Genomic DNA, 22,397 nt, shown 5'->3' with positions numbered 1-22,397 from the left:
ACGACTCCTCGTTATTCAAGTAAGTCGGATTCGAATCGACTGCTACATATTAACACAGAAAATATAGGTTAAAAACATCGATTTTAAAGGGTTTGAGGGCGCTCCTAAACCCTACGAAAATCAGGTTGAATCCCTAGGGATTCATATTCAGATTTTCTTCTTAAAACTCAAATTTGAAGCTATATAAATACTTATTCTTCCATTTTTTCGATTTCGATCATGATCTTCGTTACGTACTCGGTTTCGTTTTGCACCGCCACGTCGTCAATCAAATATTCTTCGTACGAAAACTCGCCCGTAGACAGCTTTTGCCGTTCCAGCCAAGCCAGCATATTCGAGTACGTATCGTCCAGACGCTCGTAGCTGCCATGATGGTAACCGACCGCGTACATGCCTTCCGGTTTAACGAACGTGCTCAGCCCTTGACGTTTGCTTTTGGCTTTCACGAAGAAATAAATCGTCGGCTCTTCGTTATCCCGTAAGTCTTCGACCGCCGTCATCGTTCCGATAAAAGACGCGGCTTCGGATTGGGTCAACCGATCGAATTGACGGAATTCGTTCGTCCATTCCAGATATCCGGCGCTCGGATCGCCTTTCGCGATCGGGCCGCTTCGGATCAATCGCTGCGCTTCATGATGTTCCAGCCTGAATTCTCCTTTCGGGGCGGCAAGTCCTTCTTCCCCCATGACGATCGTCTCTTCGAGCATTCTGCGGATTCCCTGCAATTTTTCGATCTCCCGTTGAATATTCGGCAGCTCCCGATTCGCCATATCGATCATGTGCCGCGTCGTCCGGTTGTTCATATATTCGCGCACGTTCTTCAACGGAAACTTCAGCTCTTTCAAGCCGTGAATCAGCAAAAAAACGTCCAATTGACGATGCGAGTAAGAACGGTACCCTTTTTCATCGGTAAAAGCCGGCTTCAGCAGCCCGATGTCGTCATAGTGAAACAACGTCCTTTTATTCACGCCGCACAGCTTCGCAAACTCTCCGGTCGACAGGTAGATTTCCGTTTTTGTTTTGTCCATAAGCCCTCCTTGACTATCCGGTTACGGTATACCTTATTCTAAACGATATCTTTATCAAATGTGGAGCTTCCTTTACGGAACTCCGGAAATTCAAGGTGAATCTTATGCAAATTTCAATCAACAGCGTCTCGGTAGAGAATCTTCAAGCCGTACTTGACCTTCGGGTCGCGCCGGATCAAATTTCTTATATCGAAAGCACGGCGCAATGCCTGCAGGAAGCCGAAGAATGTTCATGTTATGTCCCGGTGGCGCTCTATGCGGACGACGAGCTGGTCGGCTTCGCGATGTACGGATTTTTCCCGGACGAGTACGAATCGGGACGCGTCTGGTTAGACCGCTTCCTGATCGGTGCGCAATATCAAGGACGCGGACTCGGCAGAATCATGCTCAGCGCGCTTCTTGATCGTTTAACGGAACAATTCGGACCGAGCGATATTTATCTGAGCCTATATGACGATAATCAAGGCGCTTTGCGCTTATACGAAAAGTTCGGATTCCGCTTTAACGGCGAGTCGGACCTGAACGGCGAGAAAGTCATGGTCAGGCCGCAAACGACACAAGAAAAACACAAGCCTTTTTTATAATAAAAAGGACAACCCGCAAACGCATAAAAGGAGATTGACAACCATGCTGCAAATCAGAACCGTCCGTAAAAATTCTCGTAAAGCAGAGCTTGCCGATCGCCTCTATCAGAAGGCTTTCCCGGAAAGAGAACGGATCCCGATGAGCTTCCTGCTCCGCAAAGCGAAAAAGGACTTTGTCGACTTTCTTGCTTTTTACGACGCGGATGACTTTATCGGCTTCGCCTACATGATCTCGCACAATGACATTACCTTCGTTCAATATCTGGCGATCGACCCTGCCCATCGTTCCAAAGGTTACGGCGGCGCCGTGCTCAGCCTTATTTCGGAAAAGTATCGCGGCAACCGTCTGGTATTGAATATCGAAGAAACCGGAGTCGCTGCCGAAAACGCGGATCAACGAGCCAAACGTAAACGCTTCTATCTCAACCACGGCTACCGGAATGCCCAATACCGTATGGTGCACGGCGCGGAAAGTTATGAGGTGTTGGTTAAAGGGGACGAACCGATTCCGTACGAGTTTTTGCGCGTGTTCAAAATCCATATGGGCTTCCTAATGTACCTGTTCTTCAAGCCCAAGCTGATTCCGATCAACGCTGTTTCCGCCATGACCCGTACCCGCACTACACTATGATTAGGAGAACATCACAATGACTTCACTATTTAAAAACCGCGTTTTCCTGATCGTCGCCGGCGCCGACCTGCTTCAGCAAATCGGTATCTGGATACGCAATATGGCGCTGCTGTTCTACGTCATGGAGCAGAGCGGCAACAATACCGTCGCCGTCTCGCTGCTGACCGCGCTGGAATACCTGCCCATCTTCCTGTTTTCCCTAATCGGGGGCACGTTCGCCGACCGCTGGAACCCGAAAAAAACGGTGATCGCAGGCGATGCGCTGAGCGCCGTTTCCATATTGGTGATTCTGCTGTTGGTACTCGCGGGGCTGTGGCAGGCCGTCTTCGTCGCGACCGTCGTATCCGCGATCGTCAGCCAATTTTCGCAGCCGTCGTCTTCGGTACTGTTCCGGCAGCACGTTCCGGTCGAACAGGTCGGCAGCGCCGTCGGCATTACGCAGAGCTTAATGGCGATCTTCACGATTCTCGGACCGATTCTCGGTACGTTCATCTATACGCAATTGGGGCTGGATGCCTCGTTGATCGCGCTGATCCTCGTCTTCCTGACCGCTGCGGGCATCCAATTATTGCTCCCGGATGCCAAACGGGAAGCCCGGCCCGAACCCACTTCCGCCTGGACGGATCTGAAAGACGGCTTGAACTACGTATGGGAGCGTTCGAATCTTCGAATCACCGCTGCCTTGTTCCTGATCAGCGGACTGTCGATCGGATTGACGCAGCCGCTCGACGTATTTTTGGTCATCGAACGATTGGGTCTGCCGAAAGAAGGCGTCCAGTGGTTGACCGCTTCCGAAGGCGTCGGCATGCTGGTAGGCGGTCTTGCCGCAGCGGCATCCGCCGGATGGGTCGGACGTCACCGTCGCGGCGTCATGACCGGGATCATGCTGATCTGGTCGATGCTTACTTTTGTCGAGGTCTTATCCGTATGGACGCCGCTCACGGCAAGCGCGCGCGTGTTATCCGGCTTATGCGGGGCCTTTTTCCAAGTCATCTTCACGGCATTCATGATTCAGGAGGTCAAGCAGGAATATATCGGGCGCGCCAACGGCGTCATGATTCCGATGATGATGGCGGGCATTCTGCTCGGTACCGGCGTATCGGGACTGCTGATGAACGTATCTTCGCTATTCGTCGTGTATGGCGCATCTTCATTGCTTACGCTGTCGTGCTGTCTGCTTACGCTTCGGTTAAAGCTGGATCAGCCGCATCCCGCTGCGGCCAAAATGCAGCAGAACGTGTCGTATAATAAGTAAGGAGTGGATCGCATATGGAAAACAGACGCAAGGCCGCGGGCTTCGGTATCCTGCTCGGCGTCACGTTCGGGATCATGCTTGGAGTCGCTTTTGAAAATTTCCCGATGGGATTTGTCATTGGCGGCGTTCTAGGCATCGGATTCGGTCTGACGCTGAACAATTCGACGGAGAAGAAACATAGACGCAATCAAAGGAAACGATTATAACCGTCGAACGTATTTCGAACCCATGCCATAAAAACCCCCAAGCCGTCGATTCGCGGCTTGGGGGTTAACTCGTATGCAGAACTTTTACGATTCCCGATTCCGGAAGCGCAATGTAAACGTCACGCCTCCTTCCTTATTCTCCACCTGATACCGACAATCATGCAGTTCCAGAATCCGCTTCACGATCGCAAGCCCCAATCCGGTCCCGCCGCTGGCTCGGTCACGCGCAGCTTCCGCGCGGAAGAAGCGTTCCCAGATCCGGCTTAAATAAGGTTCGGGGATCGGATCCCCCTCATTGTGTACATGGTAAGTCATGCCGTCCGCCTCACCGATGACCCCAATCTCCAGGGTACTGCCCGGCTTGGCATGCCGAATCGCATTGGTCAACAGATTGAGCACGACTTGTTCGATCTTGCCGGCATCCACCGATACGGCTTGTTCATCGCGGCGGATGATCCGTGCAACGAGTTCCTTTTCCCGCATTTGATAGACCAGCTTCTGAAGCACGTCTTCGGTCAATTCGCTTAACAGCACAGGCGATTTGTATAATTTCACGGCGGGAGAATCAAGGCGAAGCAGTTCCAACATATCCTGCACAAGGTGTTCCATCTTCTCGCTCTCTTCCAAAATCACGCCGATGTAATGTTCCTGCCTGCCGGCTCCGATTCCGTCCTGCATGCCCTCCGCAAAGCCTCTCACGATACTCAGCGGCGTCTTCAATTCATGGGAAGCATTGGCGAAAAAGTCTTTTTGCAGCTGCTCCAGCTCTTTGTTTTGTTCGATTTCTTTTTTCAATCGGACATTGGTCCGACCGAGTTCATCCAGGGTGACCCCCAATTTGCTGGATAGCTCGAACAACGTGTTGGACAGGCTGCCCAGCTCGTCTTTGCGGCGCATCGGCTCCTCTTCCGAGAATTCAAGCCGTTTCATTTGCTCTGCTTTCTTGTTCAAAAGCAGCAGCGGACGCGTCACGATTCTGGAATACAAGATAGACAGCAGGATAATCAGAACAAGTCCGCCGGCCCCCAAGTAGATAAAAAACACGCGGAGCGCGCTATTGGTTTCTTTGATCTCCTGCAAAGAAGTCACCAAAAGCAGCAGCTTGGCCTCTCCGTTCGGATCCTGCACGGGCTGCAAAATAATGCCGGCCCGATTGCCTCCGAACGAATCGATCCATGTCAGTTCGACTTGTTCCTTCCGCTGCAGACGCTGCTTATACTCGTCCGATAAAGGAAAAAATTCATCTGCCGCCAGATAAAGCAATCCTACCCGCCGTCCGAGCTTGTTCAGCTCAGGCAGCTTGGACGTGAGGAGCCGACCGCGCTCGACATCGCCTTCGCCTTGCATGCCTCGTTCTCCCGCTTCTTTCCCGGCTCCCCCTTCACGGCCTGTTACTCCGATATAATACGCATAAAAGGTGTCCCGGTCCCCGTCTTGTCCGTATTCCCCGTATACCTGAACAGACTCGCCGGCCGTCAATTTCAAACGCTCGAATTCACTCCGGAAAGCCACTACCAGATAGAAAAGCGAAACATCAAGCTTCCTGCCGTCCGACTGCGCGATTTGAATGCGAAAAGGATCATCCATGGCGGTATTGCCCGAAAAGTCGGTCAATGCGAAATTCACGTCCGATCGGCGCAAACGAAGAGCAAGAGGCGAATCGGATCTGGCAAGCGAATCGGGATTATCCGCGTACGCCGCAGCCAACTCTTCCGCGCTTCGCTCCAGCTTGTTCATCTTGCGCTGCTCATAAAATTGCGGAAAAACCAGAACCTGCGCCAACAATACGACAATGTAAAACAAAATAAAAATAGCGGCCGTCGTCATGAACAGCTTGGCCGTGATGCCGTTCCTGTTCATGACTTCTCCTCATACGTATATCCGACGCCGAATACCGTTCGAATGCACTCCGACGCCGGACCCATTTTCCCGCGCAGCTTCTTGATATGGGTATCGACGACCCGTACGTCCCCTTCGTATTCCGAACCCCAGATATAGCCGAGAATCGTATCGCGCGACAGCACGATTCCCCGGTTGCGCAGCAGCAGCTGCAGAAGTCCGTATTCTTTCGGCGTCAATTCGACAGACTCTTCCGCGTACTCCAGCTTGCGGCTGCGCGTGTTGAGCCGAACGCCGAAGCCGATCGGCGTCTCCGAGGCGGAGATCAGATGACCGTCCACCCGACGCATCAGCACTTCCGCCTTGGAGACGAGCACCTTGGGGCTGAACGGTTTGGTGACGTAATCGTCCGCACCCAGTTCATACCCTTCGATCTGACGGTCATCGCCCGATACCGCAGTCAAAATGATGATCGGAACCCCAGAGCGGCGGCGAATGCGGCGGCACAGCTCCCAACCGTCCATTTCGGGCATCATCAGGTCCAAAATGACCAGATCGGGGATCTCGTTCTCGAACGTATACAAACCTTCGCTGCCGTCCGCCGCTTGGCAGACCGACCAATTTTGCGCAACAAAATAATCCGAGATCAACTCCCGGATTCGACGTTCATCTTCGACAATCAGTACTTTTTTCGTCAAAGCCGTATCCTCCTTCCGTCGAGTCGGGACATTGCCAATTCGCCAACCGCTCCCCGACCTGAACATAAGCCTCTTCCTTCAACCCTTCGATCCACTCCGCCGCGCCTTTTTCAAACAAGCAAACGACGGTCGAACCGAACGAAAAATAACCGACTTCCTGCCCTTTTTCCCAAAAAGGACAGCTATTGCTTTGAATGACCGAGTTGACGTTCAAAGCCCCGACCGCAATCATCATCATACCGGCCGAACGACGTCGGATTCGGAAAACGACGCGATGATTGAACGACAGCAAGCGCCCTCCGTATTTCCAGCCATTGCGGTTAACCGGCATCGAACGCCGACCCAGCTCCGCTACTTGCGCTCCTTCTCCAGCCAACGGGCTATGGAAGCGATGATATTGCGCCGGACTCAAATATAAAATGATAAACTTGCCGCCGCCGTAATTCGAACTTCCCGCCTTCAGCGACGTTAACTCTTCGAACGAATAGCTCTTTCCTTTCACTTCAAAACGCTGATCCTCCGCAATGTCGCCGAAAGACTGCACATAACCGTCCACCGGACTGACGATCGCGGAGTAATCCCCGTCAATCGGGCGCCGGCTCGGATGAATTTCCCGAATAAAAAAATCGCTAAGCGAACGAAAAGCCGTCAAAGGCTGCTCGATCTCTTTTTCGGAAATCGCATAGATTTTGACAAAAGCAGGAATCAAATGCCGACTGAACCGCGAATCGCAAAATCTTTTTAACGTTCCGCTGCATAGTTTTCCGCCGAGCACGCGCATCAACAAGCGGTACAAGATCCCTTTTCCCCGTTCAATGATTTGCATATCCCAATACCCTTCCCATCATAATAAAAAATACGCACCAAACCAAGGCTCCCACCGAGGCGAACAGCATATATTTGCGCAGCGGCATCCGGCTGATTCCGCACATGTAGCAGGTCACATGCCGGAAGCCGGGGATAAAATAACCGACGACGATCGAGATCGGCCCGTACTTATTCATCCATCCTTCGACTTTGGCGATTCGCTGCGGCTTCATGCCTACCCATTTTCCGTACCGATCCAGCAGCGGCCGTCCGGCTTTATGGCCGATCGCATAGCTGATCATCATCCCGCTCATCGCCCCGGCGAAGCTGAACAGGATCGCGTAAGGCAGCTTCATCGTGCCGATCAAGGTCAGATAGCCGACGCCCGTCATCAAGATTTCGTCCGGTATCGGCAGGCCCACGATCCCGAGCGTAAGCAGACCGTAAACGGCGGCATATCCGTAATCCGACAAAAATTGCAGCGCCGCGTTCATCGATACTCCTCCGCCGGTTCACTTTTCATCTTTTTCAAACCGGGAAAAGAAATCCGACTGACCATCAACGCGCCGACCGCCAACATCCCGATCGCCGTTACCCCGGGCGTGGATAAAACCGAGATCAGCAGAATCAGGATCGCGGCCAGCGGCGTCGGCATGCCTACAAAACCCGCCAGACAAGCCTGCTTCACGTTAAATCGGGCAAGGCGAACCGCGCAGCAGCAAAGATAAATCACGCAGCACAGCGCTCCTAACACCGCAATCTCATGCAGCGACGCGACATAGACCAGAGCGGCAGGCGCCACGCCGAAGGTGACGAGATCGGCCAAGGAATCCAACTCTTTGCCGAGTTCCGATGCGGCATCCAGCTTGCGCGCGAAATAACCGTCGAAGAAATCGCATAATAAGCCAAGCAAAATCAAGCAAATCGCAGGCACGAGCTCGTCTTTGAAAATAAACAAAAGGGCAAGAAATCCCAATAACAGATTAGCCAACGTCAGCGCGGAAGGAATCATTTTTCTCATTTATCGTCATCTCCTAATCACTTTGCGATCACAAGAGTCAGTGTAGCAAGCAGTTATGTCTTTTTTGTGTTGCGACAAGAACGTTTTGCTATTGCGGGCGAATCCGCGTGCTATAATGCGGATACGTCACTCGGAAAACAGGTGGAGAAACCCATGAAATTGGAACGATTAATTGCCATGATCTATAAGCTGCTCAATCACGAGGTGCTGTCGGCGGCCGTATTGGCGGATGAATACGGAGTCTCGCAGCGTACCATTTATCGGGATATCGACGTGCTGTGCGCTGCCGGATTCCCGGTCGTGTCCGTATTGGGGCAGCATGGCGGCTACGGCATCATGGACGGTTATAAAATGGACAAAGCGCTGCTCGGCTCCTACGACGTCGAGACGCTGCTCACCGTGCTGCGCAGCCTCTCTTCGGTCTTCGAAGACGAGCGGGCGCAGGGCACGATCGAACGGTTGCAAACGATCTCCGCGAATTCGGACGGTGCTGCCGGGTTGGCCGTCAGTCTGGAAACCCGCCGCGTCGATCCCGAAGCGCTGCCCAAGCTGCGAACGGGAATCTCGGAGCGCCGCGCCGTTCGCTTCGATTACGTCCGCGCGGACAATGAACGAACCGCCCGAACGCTGGAGCCTTTGCGCCTGCATTACAAACACAGCAATTGGTACGTCTACGGCTTCTGCCGGACGCGCCGCGATTATCGCGAGTTCCGGTTGTCGCGCATGCTGGATGTGCGGTTGACGGAAGACCGTTTTGCGGCGCACGATGAAGGCTTGACGGATCGACCGCCGGCGGTATACGAAGAAGACGAACAGACTTGCGATGTCGTGTTTCGGATCTACCCGGAAGCGCTGTCGGGTGCGCTCGACCAATTCCCCCAAGCGGACAAAAATTTTCATTCGGACGGGAGCCTCACGATGCGCCTGCGCATTCACAAGCCTCTCGAAGCCCGCTGGCTCTGGTCGATCCTGCTCGGCTTCGGTCCCGGCGCGGAAGTCTTGCAGCCGACGGAGCTGCGGTTCATTTTGCGCGATCATTTGCAAAAGGCATTGCTCCTGTACGACGGAAAAAAAGACTGACGCTGCATCGTTGTCAGTCTCAGGATGCTCTCGAAAGTTACGTTGGCGGGGGAAGCGAGAAGACTGCGAGAGAAATTCGTTCAATTCGCTGTCTCACCTGGAAAAGTCGATTGAAATTTGTAGTTGAAGTTTTCCAAGTTCAAAGGCGACTTTCACTGAATTTCTCTCTCCGTCTTCTCGCTTCCAGCTACGTTAGAGTTTCTCGGCGACTTAAGACTGACCTTACATTGTCAGTCTTTTTTTGATTTTATTTATAAATGAAGCGAAACGGAGGGGGAAATTCAGTTTAAAACGCCTTTGAACCTGGAAAAATTCCACAAAAACTTCAATCAACTTTCCAGGTGAAACAGCGTTTTGTGAAGCATTTCGAAGAAATGCACTTCGGAAGCCTATGCTGGCAATTTCCCACGTAGTCTCCGGCTTCTTTCCCCGAGCAGGAATTGGCTCTGAAATAAGAAGACTGACACGCTGTTGTCAGTCTTCTTTTCGTATTCTGTTGTTGAAGACGGTTTACATCACTTATTGAAAAGAGGTCATCAAAAATGAATCATCCTGCACAAATGTTTACTTACGACGCTTGGGCTACGCAAACGCTGTTGAAACGGATCAAAGAGCTTCCTTCTTCCCTCATGCATCAGGAGGTGAATACTTCTTTTCCGACGATCGGCCGGGGATTCGCTCATATGTTCGCGGTGGAAACGATCTGGTATCACGTACTGACCGGCATGGACATGCAGCAGGCCATGAATCAGTTTATGTCGTTGGAGCAGGAGATGTCCGGTCTTGGCGCAGAAGAATTTGCTGCCGCTTTCGAAGCTCTCGCGCACAAGGTTGAAGATTGGCTTCGGACTGAACCTGATCTGGAACGAAGCATTTTGCTGGTAAATCCGTATACGGGCAAGCGCGAGACGCGCTTATCGGAGATTTTGCTGCATATGGTCAATCACGGGACGTATCATCGGGGGAATATTTCGGCGATGCTGCGGCAGCTCGGGCATGCTTCGACGATGACGGATTATGTGTTATTCTGGTATCAAAATCCGGTAGACGAAGCACAGGTTTATTCGAATTAAGAAAGCACGACCGGGTCGGTTGAAAAAAGGGGGAATCGGGACGATGGACATGCAGCCTTTGTTAACGGAGGTCAAAACGCGGGAAGATTTGCGGCAATGGCTGGAGGAGAATCACGCTTCGCAAAACTGCTGCTGGGTCGCCGTGAGCATGAAACCAAGTCCCGATACGCTACTGTATCTGGATGTTGTCGAAGAATGTTTATGTTTCGGCTGGATCGACGGCGTGAAAAAGACCGCGGCGGGCATCGGCGTAATGCAGCGTCTTTCGCCAAGGGCACGCGGCAGCTCATGGACCGAACTTAACAAGCAGCGTGCTTTGCGCATGGAACGTCTGGGACTTATGCATGAAAGCGGACGACTTGTTTTTCCGAAAGGAGGTTTGGACTCTTTCTCCATAGATGAAGAGATCGACCGAAGACTGCGAGAAGATCCGCAAACGCTTGAAAACTTCCTCGCCTTTCCCGAATTATATCGACGGATCCGGCTGGACAATATTCAAAGCTATCGAAAACAACCGGAATTATTCAATAGCAGACTTAAAAAATTCATCATCAATACACAGCAAAATCGCATGTACGGGCAGTGGAATGACAACGGTCGATTATTGGAATAAGTAAAAGAACCTTCTTTGAAAAAGAAGGTTGAGGCTGTCAAGAAAGTGGCTTTGACGCGGGAAGCGAGCCGACTCCGAGAAAAATTCGTTCCGGTCGCGTGTTGAAATCGAGAAAAGGATTGAATTTTAGCGGAATTTTCTCGATTTCAAAGGCGAACATTTCATTCCTTCACTGAATTTTTCTCTCCGTCGGCTCGCTTACAGATACGTCGGACTTTCTCGGCACCTTGAACCTTCTTTGAAAAAGAAGGCTCTTTGACTTCAATGGCAAGCTGCGCATGTATGAGGATTGCCCGCGTATCGATTCGTTTTCTCCACGACGCGATTTTTCAGTACGTCGCGCAGTTCCGATCCGTCGACGGGTTTCAATAAATAATCGATAATGCCGAGCTCGATCGCCTTTTTGATGTCGTAGAAGTTTTTGGACGCCGAGATGACCAACCAGCAGGTCCCGGGAAAAGCACGCTTATGCGTTTCGACAAAAGACAAGCCGTTCATCTGGCGCATGTCGACCTCCGAAAAGACGATAGGCATACGATCCGACTTCATCAGCTTTAGCGCTTCTTTGGGCGAAGACGTCTCGAAAATCGTACACCCCAACCCAAGCTCGCAAATCGCCTGCTTGATCGTATTTTTGACCTCGGCATCATCGGCAATAATCAAGGTATTCATCCGTCACCCCTCCCTATTTCCGCAGACTTGAGATTGTCTTTTCCGTTATTCGAATCCGGTTCACATTCGATTATCGAAATTGTATAATAAAATTATCGATTTTGCGCTAAAAATAGTCTATTTCGCTATCAATATCGTATTTTTTTCATGAGAGGGTTTTGATATGGTTGAACCGCTCGAAATTTCTTCGGATCTGTCCGAGAAGCTGTCGTATAATCTGCCGGGGTTTCCCGTATGTATTTATGAAGGTTCGAGACGCATCCAGGATTTGAATGCTTTTGCGTATCACTGGCATGCCGACCTGGAATTCGTATTGATTTTGGAAGGATCCATGAACTATCTGGTCAACGATCAGACGGTCCGTTTGGAAAAAGGAAATGCGATTTTCGTGAATAGCAAAAGACTACATCGCGGTTTTTTTAACGATAACGGCAACTGCTCGCATATTATCGTTACCGTGCATCCGACTTTGTTGGGCGAGCATACTTCGGCAGGGAAAACTTTTTTGAATCAAAAATTCGGATTGAACGCCGACGACTTTTTTCTTTTGTCCGAAGAAGTCCCTTGGCAGCAAGAGATTATTAACCTGCTGATCGAGATCAACGCGCAAATGAAAACCGATTCCGGCAACCTGCTGCATCTCATCTCCCGCTGCTCCTATCTGTCTGCATGCATTGCCGATCATATCCAAGAAAAATCGAGTGCCTCTGCGGATATCCGCCATCTTGCCATTATTCATGATATGACAGACTATATTCATCGACGTTACGAATCCAAGCTGACCACCGACGACATCGCGGCGTCCGGCTCCGTATGCCGCAGCCGATGCTGCGAATTGTTCAAAAAGCATCTCTACCTTACGCCGAACAATTACCTCGTGCAGTACCGCATTCAAAAAAGCTGCGAACTGCTCAAAGAAACCAACCGCCCCGTATCCGAAGTAGCCGGCGCTTGCGGGTTTCAATCGGCGAGTTACTTTGCTTACGTTTTCCATAAGCATACGGGACAGACGCCTCAGGATTTTCGCAAACAAGCCATGTCGTCCGCTATTTAATCATTTAATAATAAAACCAAAAGGATGAACCGACAATTCGGGTTCATCCTTTTCGCGTTATCTTTTCAATTTTTCACAATGCCCGATCGTCGATTCCGTTCAACCATTCTTCGATCTGCCCGATCACGGACGACACGCAGCCGTCTTCGAACGGCGAGATCAAACCTGCTTCGCGAACCAAATTCGTGAACGACAAGCTGCCGCCGAGGCCGCACAAATGCACGTAATCCGCCCAAGCCGCTTCGCGGTCTTCCCTCGAACGTTTCCAGAACTGGAACGCGCAGATCTGAGCCAACGTGTAGTCGATGTAATAGAACGGCGCGGTGAAGATATGGCTTTGCCTGTGCCAGAAGCCGCCTCGTTCCAAATAATCGCTGCCTTCGTAATTCAGATGCGGCAGGTATTTGTTCTCGATCTCCCGCCATGCCGTTTTGCGCTCGTCCGGCGTCGCGTCGGGGTTGCCGTACACGAAATGCTGGAATTCGTCGACCGAGACGCCGTAAGGAATAAATTGCAGCGCGCTCTCCAGATGATTGAACAGGTATTTTTCGGTATCTTCTTCGAAGAAATTTTCCATCCACGGCCAAGCGAAAAACTCCATGCTCATGGAATGGATCTCCGCCGATTCCATCGTCGGGAAGCAGTACGCTTTATTTTCGAAATTCCGGCTGCGGTAATCCTGGAACCCGTGTCCCGCCTCGTGCGTCAGCACGTCGATATCCGCCGAGGTTCCGTTGAAGTTGGAAAAAATGAACGGCGCTTTATAATCGAACAGCATCGTGCAGTAACCGCCGCCCGCTTTGCTTTTTTTGCTCACCAGATCCATCATGTCGTTTTGCAGCATGAATTGGAAAAACTCGTCCGTCTCCGGCGACATCTCCCGATACATTCGTTCGCCGGTTTGCACGATCCAATCCGCGTCGCCTTTCGGGGTCGCGTTGCCGCTTTCGAAACTGAAGGCGTTATCGTAATAACGAAGCGTATCGACGCCGATTCTCTCCTGCTGGCGTTTGCGCAAAGCGTTTGCCGCCGGCACGATTTCGTCCAATACCTGTTTGCGGAAATTCGCGACCATTCCGGCATCGTAATCCGTTCGCTTCATCCGGTCATAGCCCATTTCCACATAGCTCGGATATCCCAGTTTGCGGGCCATCGATGTGCGGACTTTAACCAGTTCGTCGTAGATGCCGTCGAATTCGGCTTCGCGTTCCTCCATGAAAGCGTAACGCGCTTCGGAAGCTTTTTTGCGCATGGCCCGGTCGGTCGACAATTCGAACGGCATCAGCTGCATCAACGTGCGCTCTTCGCCTTCGAACGAAATTTTCGCCGACGCGATCAGCATTTGATACTTCGTCGACAGCTCGTTTTCCCGCTGAAGCTCTTCGATGATCGCCGGGTCGAACGCGCGGCTCGAAGCATCGGCCAAAGCGAACAGCTGCGTCCCCCATAGCTTTTCAAGCTCGGGTCGGAATTTTGACGAGATCAATGCCTGATGATAACTCGCTTCCATCTGCTGCACGATCGGGATGTTGCGGTCCATGAACGCTTTTTCGTCTTGGTAAAACTTGTCGGTCGTATCGATCGAATGCCGAATATTGACCAGCGTGACCTGCGTGGCAATCGCCGAATACCGCTCATTGTAAATGCGGTTGGCCGCGATTTGTTGTTCGATGTTCTTTGCGGATTCGAAAGAAGCGATCGCAGCCTGAAAATCTCGGCGGAAAGCCTCGATATCCGGGCGGACATACGGAAAATCGTGAAAAGACTGCTTCATTCTTCTGCACTCCTCTTCTGTCGGATGTTACGCGAGTAGCGGCTTGCCTGTCTTCAATATGTAAAAAACCGCCGTTCACACTCGGGTGAACGGCGGTTTTGACGGCCCGTCGGGTTTATCCAAACAGGCTTACGATCGCGTTGCGTTGATGCGAACCGTCGAATTCTTTTTACAATGCTTTATCGTCCACGCTGTTTAGCCATTCTTCGATCGTTCCGATGACGGAGGATACGCAGCCGTCTTCGAACGGGGAAATCAGGCCGGCTTCTTTGACCAGTCCGGTAAAGGATTGCGTGCCGCCCAAGCCGCACAGGTGAACATAGTCTTTCCACGCGGCTTCGAAGTTTTCTCTCGAACGCTTCCAGAATTGGAACGCGCAGAGCTGCGCCAGCGTGTAGTCGATATAGTAGAACGGCGCGCCGTAGATATGACCCTGCTTTTGCCAGAAGCCGCCGCGTTCCAGGTAATCGTTGCCTTCATAGTTCAGATGCGGCAGGTATTTCTTCTCGATTTCTCTCCAAGCGCTTTTGCGCTCGTCCGGCGTCGCGTCCGGGTTGGCGTACACGAAATGCTGGAATTCGTCGACCGAGACGCCGTAAGGAATAAACAGCAGGCTCGAAGCCAAGTGGTCGAAGCGGTATTTGTCGGTGTCTTCTTTGAAGAACTTCTCCATCCACGGCCAGGTGAAGAACTCCATGCTCATGGAATGGATTTCGGCGGATTCGTACGTCGGCCACAAGTATTCCGGCACTTCGTGACCGCGGCTGGAATACACTTGGAACGCGTGTCCCGCTTCGTGCGTCAGTACGTCGATATCGCCGGACGTGCCGTTGAAGTTCGAGAAGATGAACGGCGCTTTGTAATCCGGCAGGTACGTGCAGTAGCCGCCGCCCGCTTTGCCTTTTTTGCTCACCAGGTCCATCAAGTCGTTTTTCAGCATGAATTGGAAAAACTCGTCCGTTTCCGGCGCCAACTCTTTGTACATGTCTTCGCCGTTTTTGACGATCCAATCCGGGTCGCCTTTCGGCGTCGGGTTCCCGCTTTCGAAGCTGAATCCGTTATCGTAGTAACGCAGTTCGTCGACGCCGATACGCGCTTCCTGACGTTTGCGCAGACGGGTCGCCGCGGGCACGATTTCTTCTTGCACCTGCTTGCGGAAGTTCGCGACCATCTCGGCGTTGTAGTCGGTACGCATCATGCGGTCGTAGCCCATCTCGACGAAGCTCGGGTAGCCGAGTTTTTTCGCGATTTTGGTACGGACTTTGACCAGCTCGTCATAGATGCGGTCCAGTTCGGGTTCTTTTTCGTTCAGGAACCCGAAGCGGGCTTCCGACGCGCGCTTGCGCATGTCGCGATCCGTCGACAATTCGAACGGCAGCAGCTGCGGCAGCGTGCGCTCTTCGCCTTCGAACGGAATTTTCGCCGACGCGATCAGCTGATCGTATTCGGTCGACAGTTTGTTTTCGAGCTGAAGATCTTCGATGATCTCCGGGCTGAACGTGCGAATCGCGCTTTCGGCCAAAGCAAACAGCTGCGTGCCCCATTTGCTTTCCAACTCGCCGCGGAATTTCGACGTCGTCAGCGCGCGGTAGTAATCGGATATGTACTCCTGCACGACCGGACCGACTTCATCCATGAAATCCTGCTCGTTTTTGTAAAACTCGTCGGTGGTATCGATCGAATGACGGATGCTGACGAGCTGATGCTGCGTGTCAAAGCTGTTGCGCAGCGCGTTGATCTCGTGCATGACGGACTCCTGCTCCGCAACGCTTCCCGCGGCTTCGAACTTGGCGATCAATTCCTTAAAATTAATCTTCAACTGGTCAATATTTGGGCGTACGTAGTCAAACTGCTGAAAAGTCGTCAATGCGTTTCCTCCTCTGATGTACGGACTATTTTTCAAGTATAACGAGTTTAAGAACGATTCACCAGATCAAATGTAAAAGTTTTTCTTTTTGCGGCAGGTTAGTTAACATAATGAAAGTTTATTCGGAAATCGGGATAATTATCGTTTGCGGCACGCGCAGATCATCGAATAGCTGCCGGAAACCAGCGGCGAACGCTGCCAGTCCGAAAACATCCCCTCGAGCTCGAATCCGGCTCCTTCCGCCAAACGATGCAGCTCCTGCGGATACGTATAACGAAGATCGATACGCGTACGTTCTTCCGAACCGTCGGCGCTGCGGCGTATCGTCGCGTAATGCTGAATCTGCGTCAGGGCATCGTAACGGGCGATCGTGTACAGCTTTGTCTCGGTTCCGTCAGCTTCGACCGTCGTACGCCAATACTCTTCGGTCTCGGGCTGCATCAATTCTTCTTGTCCGGGAAAACGGGTATCGAACAGGAACACGCCGCCGCTTTGCAGATTGTCGGACACGGCCGACAGCAGCGCGTTCTGATCTTCATTGGTCAAAAAGTGCTGAAATCCGTTTCCTGTCATGTAAGCGAAACCCGCGGGAGACGGCAAATGCAGCTTGGACACGTCTCCGGCGATCCACTGAACTTCAACGTTTTTGGCTTTGGCTTTTCGGCGCGCCAGTTCCAACATGCCTTCATGCAAATCGACGCCGATGACGCGGCAGCCGTTTTCCGCCAGCGGAATCGCCGTGCGCCCGGTGCCGCAGCCGATTTCAAGAACCGTACTTCCCGCTGCCGCCTTTGCGTATTCCAGCAGCGTCGGCAGTTCGGGTTTCCACTGTTCGTTTTCCAGGTCGTACCGCTCGGGATTTGCGTACTCTTCGTTATTATCGTGTTGATCGAAAAGCTCGGATTGGCTCGACAATGTACATTCGCTCCTTATTCACGCGTTATTCGAAAATCGAACAGGGAAACGGATAGGCTCGCCTCTAACAGGCGTCCGCTTCCGCGTTCTGCAAATGCCGACAGCCCCGCTGCCGGGAGCGGGGCTATCGGACATTGTATTCGATTGTAGCGATAGAAAGGAAACTTGTCCATAATCACGGATATCCCGATCATTTTTGCTCAAACGCCTTGTATTTCAATCCTCTTCAAGTTGCGGACGGAGCCGGCTTTTCCCCGCCGGCCACTCCTGCCCGAATCGCTTCCAGCAGCAATCCGGTCCGATCGCAGCGATATTCCCAGAACATGACGCCGCCCAGTTCTTCCCGCACCGCGTAACGGCATTTCCAATGAATCGATTCTTCGTCGTCATAGGTAATGAACGTGCCGCCGTCATGCTCTCCTCCGTCGTACAGATAAGGCGCTTTGGCTTCGTCGTCCCAAAATCTGAGGAAGCCTCCAAGATCGATATACGCTTCATGCAGTTCGGTGAATTCCGGTCCGTAGCCGCCGCCGGTCGCCGCCATCTGATGCAGGCCGTTGTTCACGTTCGGTACGCCTTTCCACATCCGGGAGTAAAAAGCCACCCCGATAACGATCTTCGATCTCGGTACGCCGGCATTGACGAACAAGTTGACCGACGCTTCGACGCTGATTCGGAACAAGTCTCCCGTCGGCGTATGCAGATTGGTATGATGTCCGGTCAGCACCTGGAAACCGCCGCGCATGTCGTAGGTCATCAACTGGACGTAATCGAGGTATTGCTGGGCTTCGTCCATATGCGTGCCGTCGATGTAATACTGATCGGCCCCCGCCGCGATCGTCAGCAGATAATGCCGACCGTCGGAAGCGCCGCGCGCGTCGAACGCTTCGCGGATCGTTCGCAGCAGATGCGTGAAGTTTTCGCGGTCGGACGGGTCGGCTCCGATTCCGGCTTCGCCGTAACACGGATATTCCCAGTCGAGATCGATCCCGTCCAATCCGTAAGCGTCGATAGCCGCCAGCGAAGACTCGGCCATGCGACGGCGCCCGGCCTCGCCGGATGCCGCTTCGGAAAAACCGCCCGCGCTCCAACCGCCGACCGACAGAAGAATCAGGATGCCCGGATGCTCTTTTTTCAAACGGGCGATTTCGGTCATGTTGTTCAAATGGTCGGTGACGATCTGATCATCGTGCACATGGCCGAACGCGATATTGATATGGGTCAGTTTGAGCAGGTCTTCCGTTTTGAGGTCCGGCAGGTCGTTGTGGCCGACATAACCCACCGTGCGGATCGGATTCGGGTTTGCGGATTGTGTAGATAAGGGATCGTTCATGTCATTTCCTCTTTCCTGTAAAATAGTCGGAACCGAAAGTCAAGCACGCACCGTGCGTAAAATGCTCAAAGCTTCGCTGCAGCTGCCCGGCTTGTAGCCGGATTCGGCATAACGGATATGCCGCTGCGCATCAAGTACAAAAATATGCGGATATTCCGTGCCCGGCGGCGGACACACGGCACTCATTGCCGCAAAAGCCTCGCCGGAAACATCGCAAACGAAGATCGCTCCGGTCGGAAGCGGTTTGGGAATAAACGACGCGATCTCGTCCATATTGACGCCTTGATCGCTTACGATAAATACCAAAGGCACGTTTGCCGCCTCCAGCTCCGCTTTCATTTCGCCCGCCTCGCGCAGCAGATGTCGGGTCGGCTCCAGCCGGTAATCGATCCAGGCCACCAAAGCGCCATCGCTGCCGACAAGATCGGATAGCGGAGATCCCGTTCCGTCCGGCAGCGTAAGCCGAGAACTTTCGGGCGCGCTTCCCAGTATCGGCACGACTTCTTCCGGCTGCCGGAAGATCGGCGCGAGCGTTGTTTCCCGCTCAGCCCGGATCGCGAAATAAAACATCCGTCCGAGCACACGTCCGTTTTGCAAACGAATGCCCGTCGTCATTCGGTATTCGCCCGCTTCCAGCTCGAACGGCTGCGCATAAATGTCTTTTTCCCGAAAAGGATAATTCAACGTCGTATACAAACCGTTTTCCAAACGGGCCAAGGTGAAATTTTCCCGGTAAGAAGCTTCGACTGCGACGGCCGCATCCGAACTTTCGAGATCCGGCAGCAGACGCAAAGTGCCGCGCGTCGAGACCGAATTTCCATCCGAAAGTCTGTCTGTTGAAGCAGCAGCGGATGCCTTGACTGCCGCTTGGATTTCGCCGACCTCGGGTTCGCTTTTGCCCGCGGACGCGGGGCGCTCCAGATCGATCCATTCGCTGCCCGCCATGGCCTGCGGGCGCTGCGTCGCGGGATGCAGCCGAGCCGGAATGCCGATGCTGCGGCACAGCGCCACCAGCAAAATCTCGACCGACTCCCGATCGCCCGCTTTCAACGCGAAAGTCCCGATCGGCGACGCCTTGCCGGGAACGGGCGTCAGATCGTCGCGGACGCTCCATTCGTCGGCGATCCGCCGCGCCAACGACTGCGGATCGGCCCGAAACGCCGTCTGTTCCCCGATGGAAAAAGCGGCTTGCAGCTGCTCGCGGTAAGGGACAAGACGCTCCCAACGCACGCGCGGGCAAAACACTTCCGAAACGAAAAGCTCGCCGGAAAGTTCGCCGTGATGATCCCGTTCGTAATCGCGCAAAGCTTTCAGGCCGCCGAGCAGGTGATCTTCTAACGTCTCTTGCCGGATATCGATCATATCTTTGGCGGTCAGGCTTTCCAACAAACGCAGCGGCCATTCGCCGTGCTCGGGCACGTGCTTGTTCAAAAAAGCCGCGATTTCGCCGTGATTTCCCCGCGCGTCGCTCAGCACCTTGAACAAGCGATCCGCTTCCATCCCCCATAGCTCCGCCAGCTGTCCGGCTTGCGCTTCGTCGGCAAAAGCAGATTCGTAAGCGGCGCGGATCCGTTCGCCTTCAGCCATGCGACGGCGGTGGATTTCCAACGCTTGTTCGCCCGGCGCTTCCCGATCTGCCGGAGCGGGTATTTCTTTCGGCGGCGTCAGATCGAAATCGACCGTGCCTTCCGGCTGCCCGCTTCGGTCCAGTATCAGGCGGATCTGCTGCTCCGACGATTTTTCCGCGCTGCCGTTGATCCAAGCTTCCGCCCAGCTGCCTTTCGACGCCGCGCGCACGACCAGATCGCCGTATCCGGTGAGAAAAGAAGCGTTACCACTATCGTCCGTTCGTACCGAAGCGATCGGATGCAGCTCCGCATAGTTGTAAAGCTGAAACTGCACCTCGGCTCCGGAAACAGGCAGACCGTCTGTGTCCGATACCTGCACAAACAGCATCCGTACCGGCGCATAGTTTGCCAGCAGATTGATCTCGGTATGCGCCCCGTCCGTATGCGTGACCGGCTCGGGTCCGTCGTATCCGGCCGGAACTCGCGTATGGACCAACATCGCCCGGCGGGCAGGTCCGTCGAACCAGCCTTTGTCGAGCTGCGCTTCCGGTTCGCAAGCCCCGATAAAATGCCACTTCCCGTCTGCCCATGCTTCCACCCAGGCATGATTGTCATCCACGTGCGCCCAGCGCGGCGTGTAGCATTGACGCGCGGGTATGCCGATGCTGCGCAGCGCCGCCGTCGCCAGCGTCGATTCTTCGCCGCAGCGTCCTTTCGCGCTGACGATCATGCCGAGCGGCGAAATCGTTCGCGCATCGCTGCCGGTGTACGTCGCTTTTTCATAACACCAGTAATTGGTCTCCAATACCGCTTCGCTCATCGACAAGTAACGAACGCGCTCGCTCAACTCGCCTGCGATGATGCCGCGGTAATCTTCGATCCGTTCGTTATTGATGCGCGGCGGCAGCACGTAATGCAAAAACAATTCGTCCGGCACGTCGGTTCCCCACGGCATGGCACGGCGCATATGAAGAGCCTGCCGAACATGGCTTAAAAACAGCTTCCCTTCGTAATCGGCCAGATCGTTGATCGGCATATGGGCATACAGGAATATCAAAGCCAGACGTTCTTCGTCGCTCAGATGTTCCTCGTCCAGTACGCCGAACAGTTCATGATCGCGCGCCGAGGCCAATTCTCGCCGCCGCTCGAACGCTTCGTTAATCGCTTCAAGCCGTTCGGGAGTCAGTGAGAAAATACCGTTTTTCGCGCCGGGATTCCCCGACGCGTTCGATTGCTCGCCGCCCGAATCTTTTAAGCTTGCGTTTCGTCCGAACTTCGGCTTGCTTTCGTCTGTTTTCATAGGCGCTTCACTCCTTCCATAGTTTCCCGTCTTCGCGTATCCAGTACGCCCCGCTTCCGTCTGCCGAAACGGCCCGGATCCGGAACGAATTCGTCGTCGTCTCGATCAACGGCGTTTGTTCCGAACTTCCCCATGCCGCAAGTTCGCCGCCTTCGTCGCCGTCTTCCAACAACGGGGCCAGCTCGGCCGCGAATTCCCCGAAGCGTTCATAGTGGTTCCGTTGGCGGTAATACAAGCGGCGCAGTTTCCATTTCACGTACTCATCATCAGGAAGTTCGAACGACGGCTCGGCGCCGCCGGACATCTCGTCTCCAGCAAACTGCACAAATCCCCACATTTCCGGATAATGCATATTGATCACGCCTTGCGGCGACCACACCCAGTTGTCTTCGGGATATGGACGGCCCGTCTCCGGATTGATCTTTTTCCGATACGCGCCGTCCTCCTTCTCCACCTGCCATTGCACCCTCGAAAAATTCACCCGCCAATACTGCCCGGCTTGCGGCGGTTTTTGCCCTTCCGCGCATTCGCGCAAAATATTCCACGGCATCGCGACTTCCACGCTCCAGCTTCGGTTGTCGGCACCCGGATCGTTCAGCTTGCCGTCGATATGTACCGCTGTCCGCAAACCGCGAATATCCCAGCCGTTTATCGGCGGTCCACCGTCACGGTAAGGCGTGACCAGCATCAAATCCCATACCGTGTTCAGCGCGTTGATCTCGAACTCGTAGTACTGATGCGTGTCGCCGTCGGGATCGATAAAAATCTCGAAGTCGTTGTCGTAAAAAATGACCGATTCCCGCTCCGTCAGCGTCGCCCAAATTTCGTCTTCTTCCAATTCCGCGCCGAAATAAAAATACTCGTCGTCCCACAACATTTTCACTCGCGTCCGTTTCCAGGGCTTACGCTTCAGATCGCCTTCGATATCGACGAAGTCTTCCGTCCACGGCGCGTCGGCCCAGAACTTTTTGTCCAAGCGACCGTCCAGTTCAAGTTTGCCCGGCGCGCGCTTGCAGATATACGACAGCGGCGCGAAAGGAATCGCCGGTTCCGGCATCCCGCTTAAATTCATCTGTATT

Annotated in this window: 21 protein-coding genes; 8 read left to right on the top strand and 13 right to left on the bottom strand. The window is 53.3% G+C overall.

Features of this window, described 5'->3' with window-relative positions:
• Positions 1–191: 191 nt before the first annotated feature.
• Positions 192–1,028 carry a MerR family transcriptional regulator gene (locus tag HRQ63_RS00375; protein WP_172237475.1) on the bottom strand — a complete coding sequence of 279 codons (837 nt, stop codon included), beginning with the start codon at positions 1,026–1,028 and terminating at the stop codon, positions 192–194.
• Between the two features lie 104 nt (positions 1,029–1,132).
• On the opposite strand from HRQ63_RS00375, the gene HRQ63_RS00370 reads away from it, so the two are divergent.
• The 4 genes from HRQ63_RS00370 to HRQ63_RS00355 are packed head-to-tail and all read left to right on the top strand — an operon-like array spanning position 1,133 to position 3,704.
• Entirely contained in the window at positions 1,133–1,612 is a 480-nt protein-coding gene (locus tag HRQ63_RS00370; RefSeq protein WP_172237472.1) for a GNAT family N-acetyltransferase, read from the top strand.
• A 43-nt stretch (positions 1,613–1,655) separates the two neighbouring features.
• Positions 1,656–2,243: a GNAT family N-acetyltransferase gene (locus HRQ63_RS00365; RefSeq protein ID WP_172237469.1), complete on the top strand. Its 588-nt coding sequence runs from the start codon at positions 1,656–1,658 to the stop codon at positions 2,241–2,243.
• A gap of 16 nt (positions 2,244–2,259) precedes the next feature.
• Positions 2,260–3,498 (top strand): MFS transporter, encoded by a 1,239-nt coding sequence (locus HRQ63_RS00360; RefSeq protein WP_172237466.1) that lies wholly within the window; start codon positions 2,260–2,262, stop codon positions 3,496–3,498.
• Between the two features lie 14 nt (positions 3,499–3,512).
• Entirely contained in the window at positions 3,513–3,704 is a 192-nt protein-coding gene (locus HRQ63_RS00355) for a glycine zipper domain-containing protein (RefSeq protein WP_172237463.1), read from the top strand.
• Positions 3,705–3,788: 84 nt separating this feature from the next.
• Here HRQ63_RS00355 and HRQ63_RS00350 read toward each other — a convergent pair whose 3' ends face one another.
• Genes HRQ63_RS00350 through pssA form a run of 5 tightly spaced genes read right to left on the bottom strand, consistent with a single transcriptional unit; the run spans position 3,789 to position 8,069 of the window.
• Positions 3,789–5,564 (bottom strand): sensor histidine kinase, encoded by a 1,776-nt coding sequence (locus tag HRQ63_RS00350; protein ID WP_172237460.1) that lies wholly within the window; start codon positions 5,562–5,564, stop codon positions 3,789–3,791.
• Positions 5,561–6,241 carry a response regulator transcription factor gene (locus tag HRQ63_RS00345; RefSeq protein WP_172237457.1) on the bottom strand — a complete coding sequence of 227 codons (681 nt, stop codon included), beginning with the start codon at positions 6,239–6,241 and terminating at the stop codon, positions 5,561–5,563. The genes HRQ63_RS00350 and HRQ63_RS00345 overlap by 4 nt, the downstream gene beginning before the upstream one ends.
• Positions 6,210–7,067: an archaetidylserine decarboxylase gene (gene asd / locus HRQ63_RS00340; RefSeq protein ID WP_172237454.1), complete on the bottom strand. Its 858-nt coding sequence runs from the start codon at positions 7,065–7,067 to the stop codon at positions 6,210–6,212. The genes HRQ63_RS00345 and asd overlap by 32 nt, the downstream gene beginning before the upstream one ends.
• Complete coding sequence (locus HRQ63_RS00335) at positions 7,054–7,542, bottom strand: DedA family protein (protein WP_172237451.1); 489 nt, start codon at positions 7,540–7,542, stop codon at positions 7,054–7,056. Before HRQ63_RS00335 ends, asd begins: the two co-directional genes overlap by 14 nt.
• Positions 7,539–8,069: a CDP-diacylglycerol--serine O-phosphatidyltransferase gene (gene pssA / locus HRQ63_RS00330; protein ID WP_172237448.1), complete on the bottom strand. Its 531-nt coding sequence runs from the start codon at positions 8,067–8,069 to the stop codon at positions 7,539–7,541. Before pssA ends, HRQ63_RS00335 begins: the two co-directional genes overlap by 4 nt.
• A 153-nt stretch (positions 8,070–8,222) precedes the next feature.
• Here pssA and HRQ63_RS00325 point away from each other — a divergent pair, with 153 nt between their 5' ends.
• The 3 genes from HRQ63_RS00325 (at position 8,223) to HRQ63_RS00315 (ending at position 10,835) form a co-directional block, all read left to right on the top strand.
• On the top strand, positions 8,223–9,149 hold the full coding sequence (locus HRQ63_RS00325; RefSeq protein WP_172237445.1) for a helix-turn-helix transcriptional regulator: 927 nt from the start codon (positions 8,223–8,225) through the stop codon (positions 9,147–9,149).
• A gap of 542 nt (positions 9,150–9,691) precedes the next feature.
• Entirely contained in the window at positions 9,692–10,222 is a 531-nt protein-coding gene (locus HRQ63_RS00320; protein ID WP_172237442.1) for a DinB family protein, read from the top strand.
• Between the two features lie 43 nt (positions 10,223–10,265).
• Positions 10,266–10,835: a YdeI/OmpD-associated family protein gene (locus HRQ63_RS00315; RefSeq protein ID WP_172237439.1), complete on the top strand. Its 570-nt coding sequence runs from the start codon at positions 10,266–10,268 to the stop codon at positions 10,833–10,835.
• Positions 10,836–11,096: 261 nt separating this feature from the next.
• Here HRQ63_RS00315 and HRQ63_RS00310 read toward each other — a convergent pair whose 3' ends face one another.
• Positions 11,097–11,507: a response regulator gene (locus tag HRQ63_RS00310; RefSeq protein WP_172237436.1), complete on the bottom strand. Its 411-nt coding sequence runs from the start codon at positions 11,505–11,507 to the stop codon at positions 11,097–11,099.
• A gap of 163 nt (positions 11,508–11,670) precedes the next feature.
• On the opposite strand from HRQ63_RS00310, the gene HRQ63_RS00305 reads away from it, so the two are divergent.
• Entirely contained in the window at positions 11,671–12,561 is an 891-nt protein-coding gene (locus HRQ63_RS00305; protein WP_172237433.1) for a helix-turn-helix domain-containing protein, read from the top strand.
• Between the two features lie 73 nt (positions 12,562–12,634).
• Here the strand turns inward: HRQ63_RS00305 and HRQ63_RS00300 are convergent, their stop codons facing one another.
• The 6 genes from HRQ63_RS00300 to HRQ63_RS00275 all read right to left on the bottom strand — a co-directional run bounded on the left by HRQ63_RS00300 (position 12,635) and on the right by HRQ63_RS00275 (position 22,390).
• Positions 12,635–14,335, bottom strand: coding sequence for a M3 family oligoendopeptidase (locus tag HRQ63_RS00300; RefSeq protein WP_172237430.1), 1,701 nt, complete (start codon positions 14,333–14,335; stop codon positions 12,635–12,637).
• Between the two features lie 169 nt (positions 14,336–14,504).
• Positions 14,505–16,202, bottom strand: coding sequence for a M3 family oligoendopeptidase (locus HRQ63_RS00295; RefSeq protein WP_172237427.1), 1,698 nt, complete (start codon positions 16,200–16,202; stop codon positions 14,505–14,507).
• A gap of 138 nt (positions 16,203–16,340) precedes the next feature.
• Positions 16,341–17,117, bottom strand: coding sequence for a class I SAM-dependent methyltransferase (locus HRQ63_RS00290; RefSeq protein WP_172237424.1), 777 nt, complete (start codon positions 17,115–17,117; stop codon positions 16,341–16,343).
• Positions 17,118–17,343: 226 nt separating this feature from the next.
• Positions 17,344–18,450, bottom strand: coding sequence for a glycoside hydrolase family 18 protein (locus tag HRQ63_RS00285; RefSeq protein WP_172237421.1), 1,107 nt, complete (start codon positions 18,448–18,450; stop codon positions 17,344–17,346).
• 39 nt (positions 18,451–18,489) lie between these two features.
• Positions 18,490–21,318: a transglutaminase domain-containing protein gene (locus HRQ63_RS00280; protein ID WP_172237395.1), complete on the bottom strand. Its 2,829-nt coding sequence runs from the start codon at positions 21,316–21,318 to the stop codon at positions 18,490–18,492.
• A gap of 7 nt (positions 21,319–21,325) precedes the next feature.
• Positions 21,326–22,390 (bottom strand): carbohydrate-binding family 9-like protein, encoded by a 1,065-nt coding sequence (locus tag HRQ63_RS00275; protein WP_172237392.1) that lies wholly within the window; start codon positions 22,388–22,390, stop codon positions 21,326–21,328.
• Positions 22,391–22,397 lie beyond the last annotated feature (7 nt).

Origin of the sequence: Saccharibacillus endophyticus, assembly GCF_013185185.1 — a bacterium.
Classification (GTDB): domain Bacteria; phylum Bacillota; class Bacilli; order Paenibacillales; family Paenibacillaceae; genus Saccharibacillus; species Saccharibacillus endophyticus.
The sequence above is the reverse complement of the archived record's forward strand: the minus strand, read 5'-3'. Positions and strand labels throughout refer to the sequence as shown.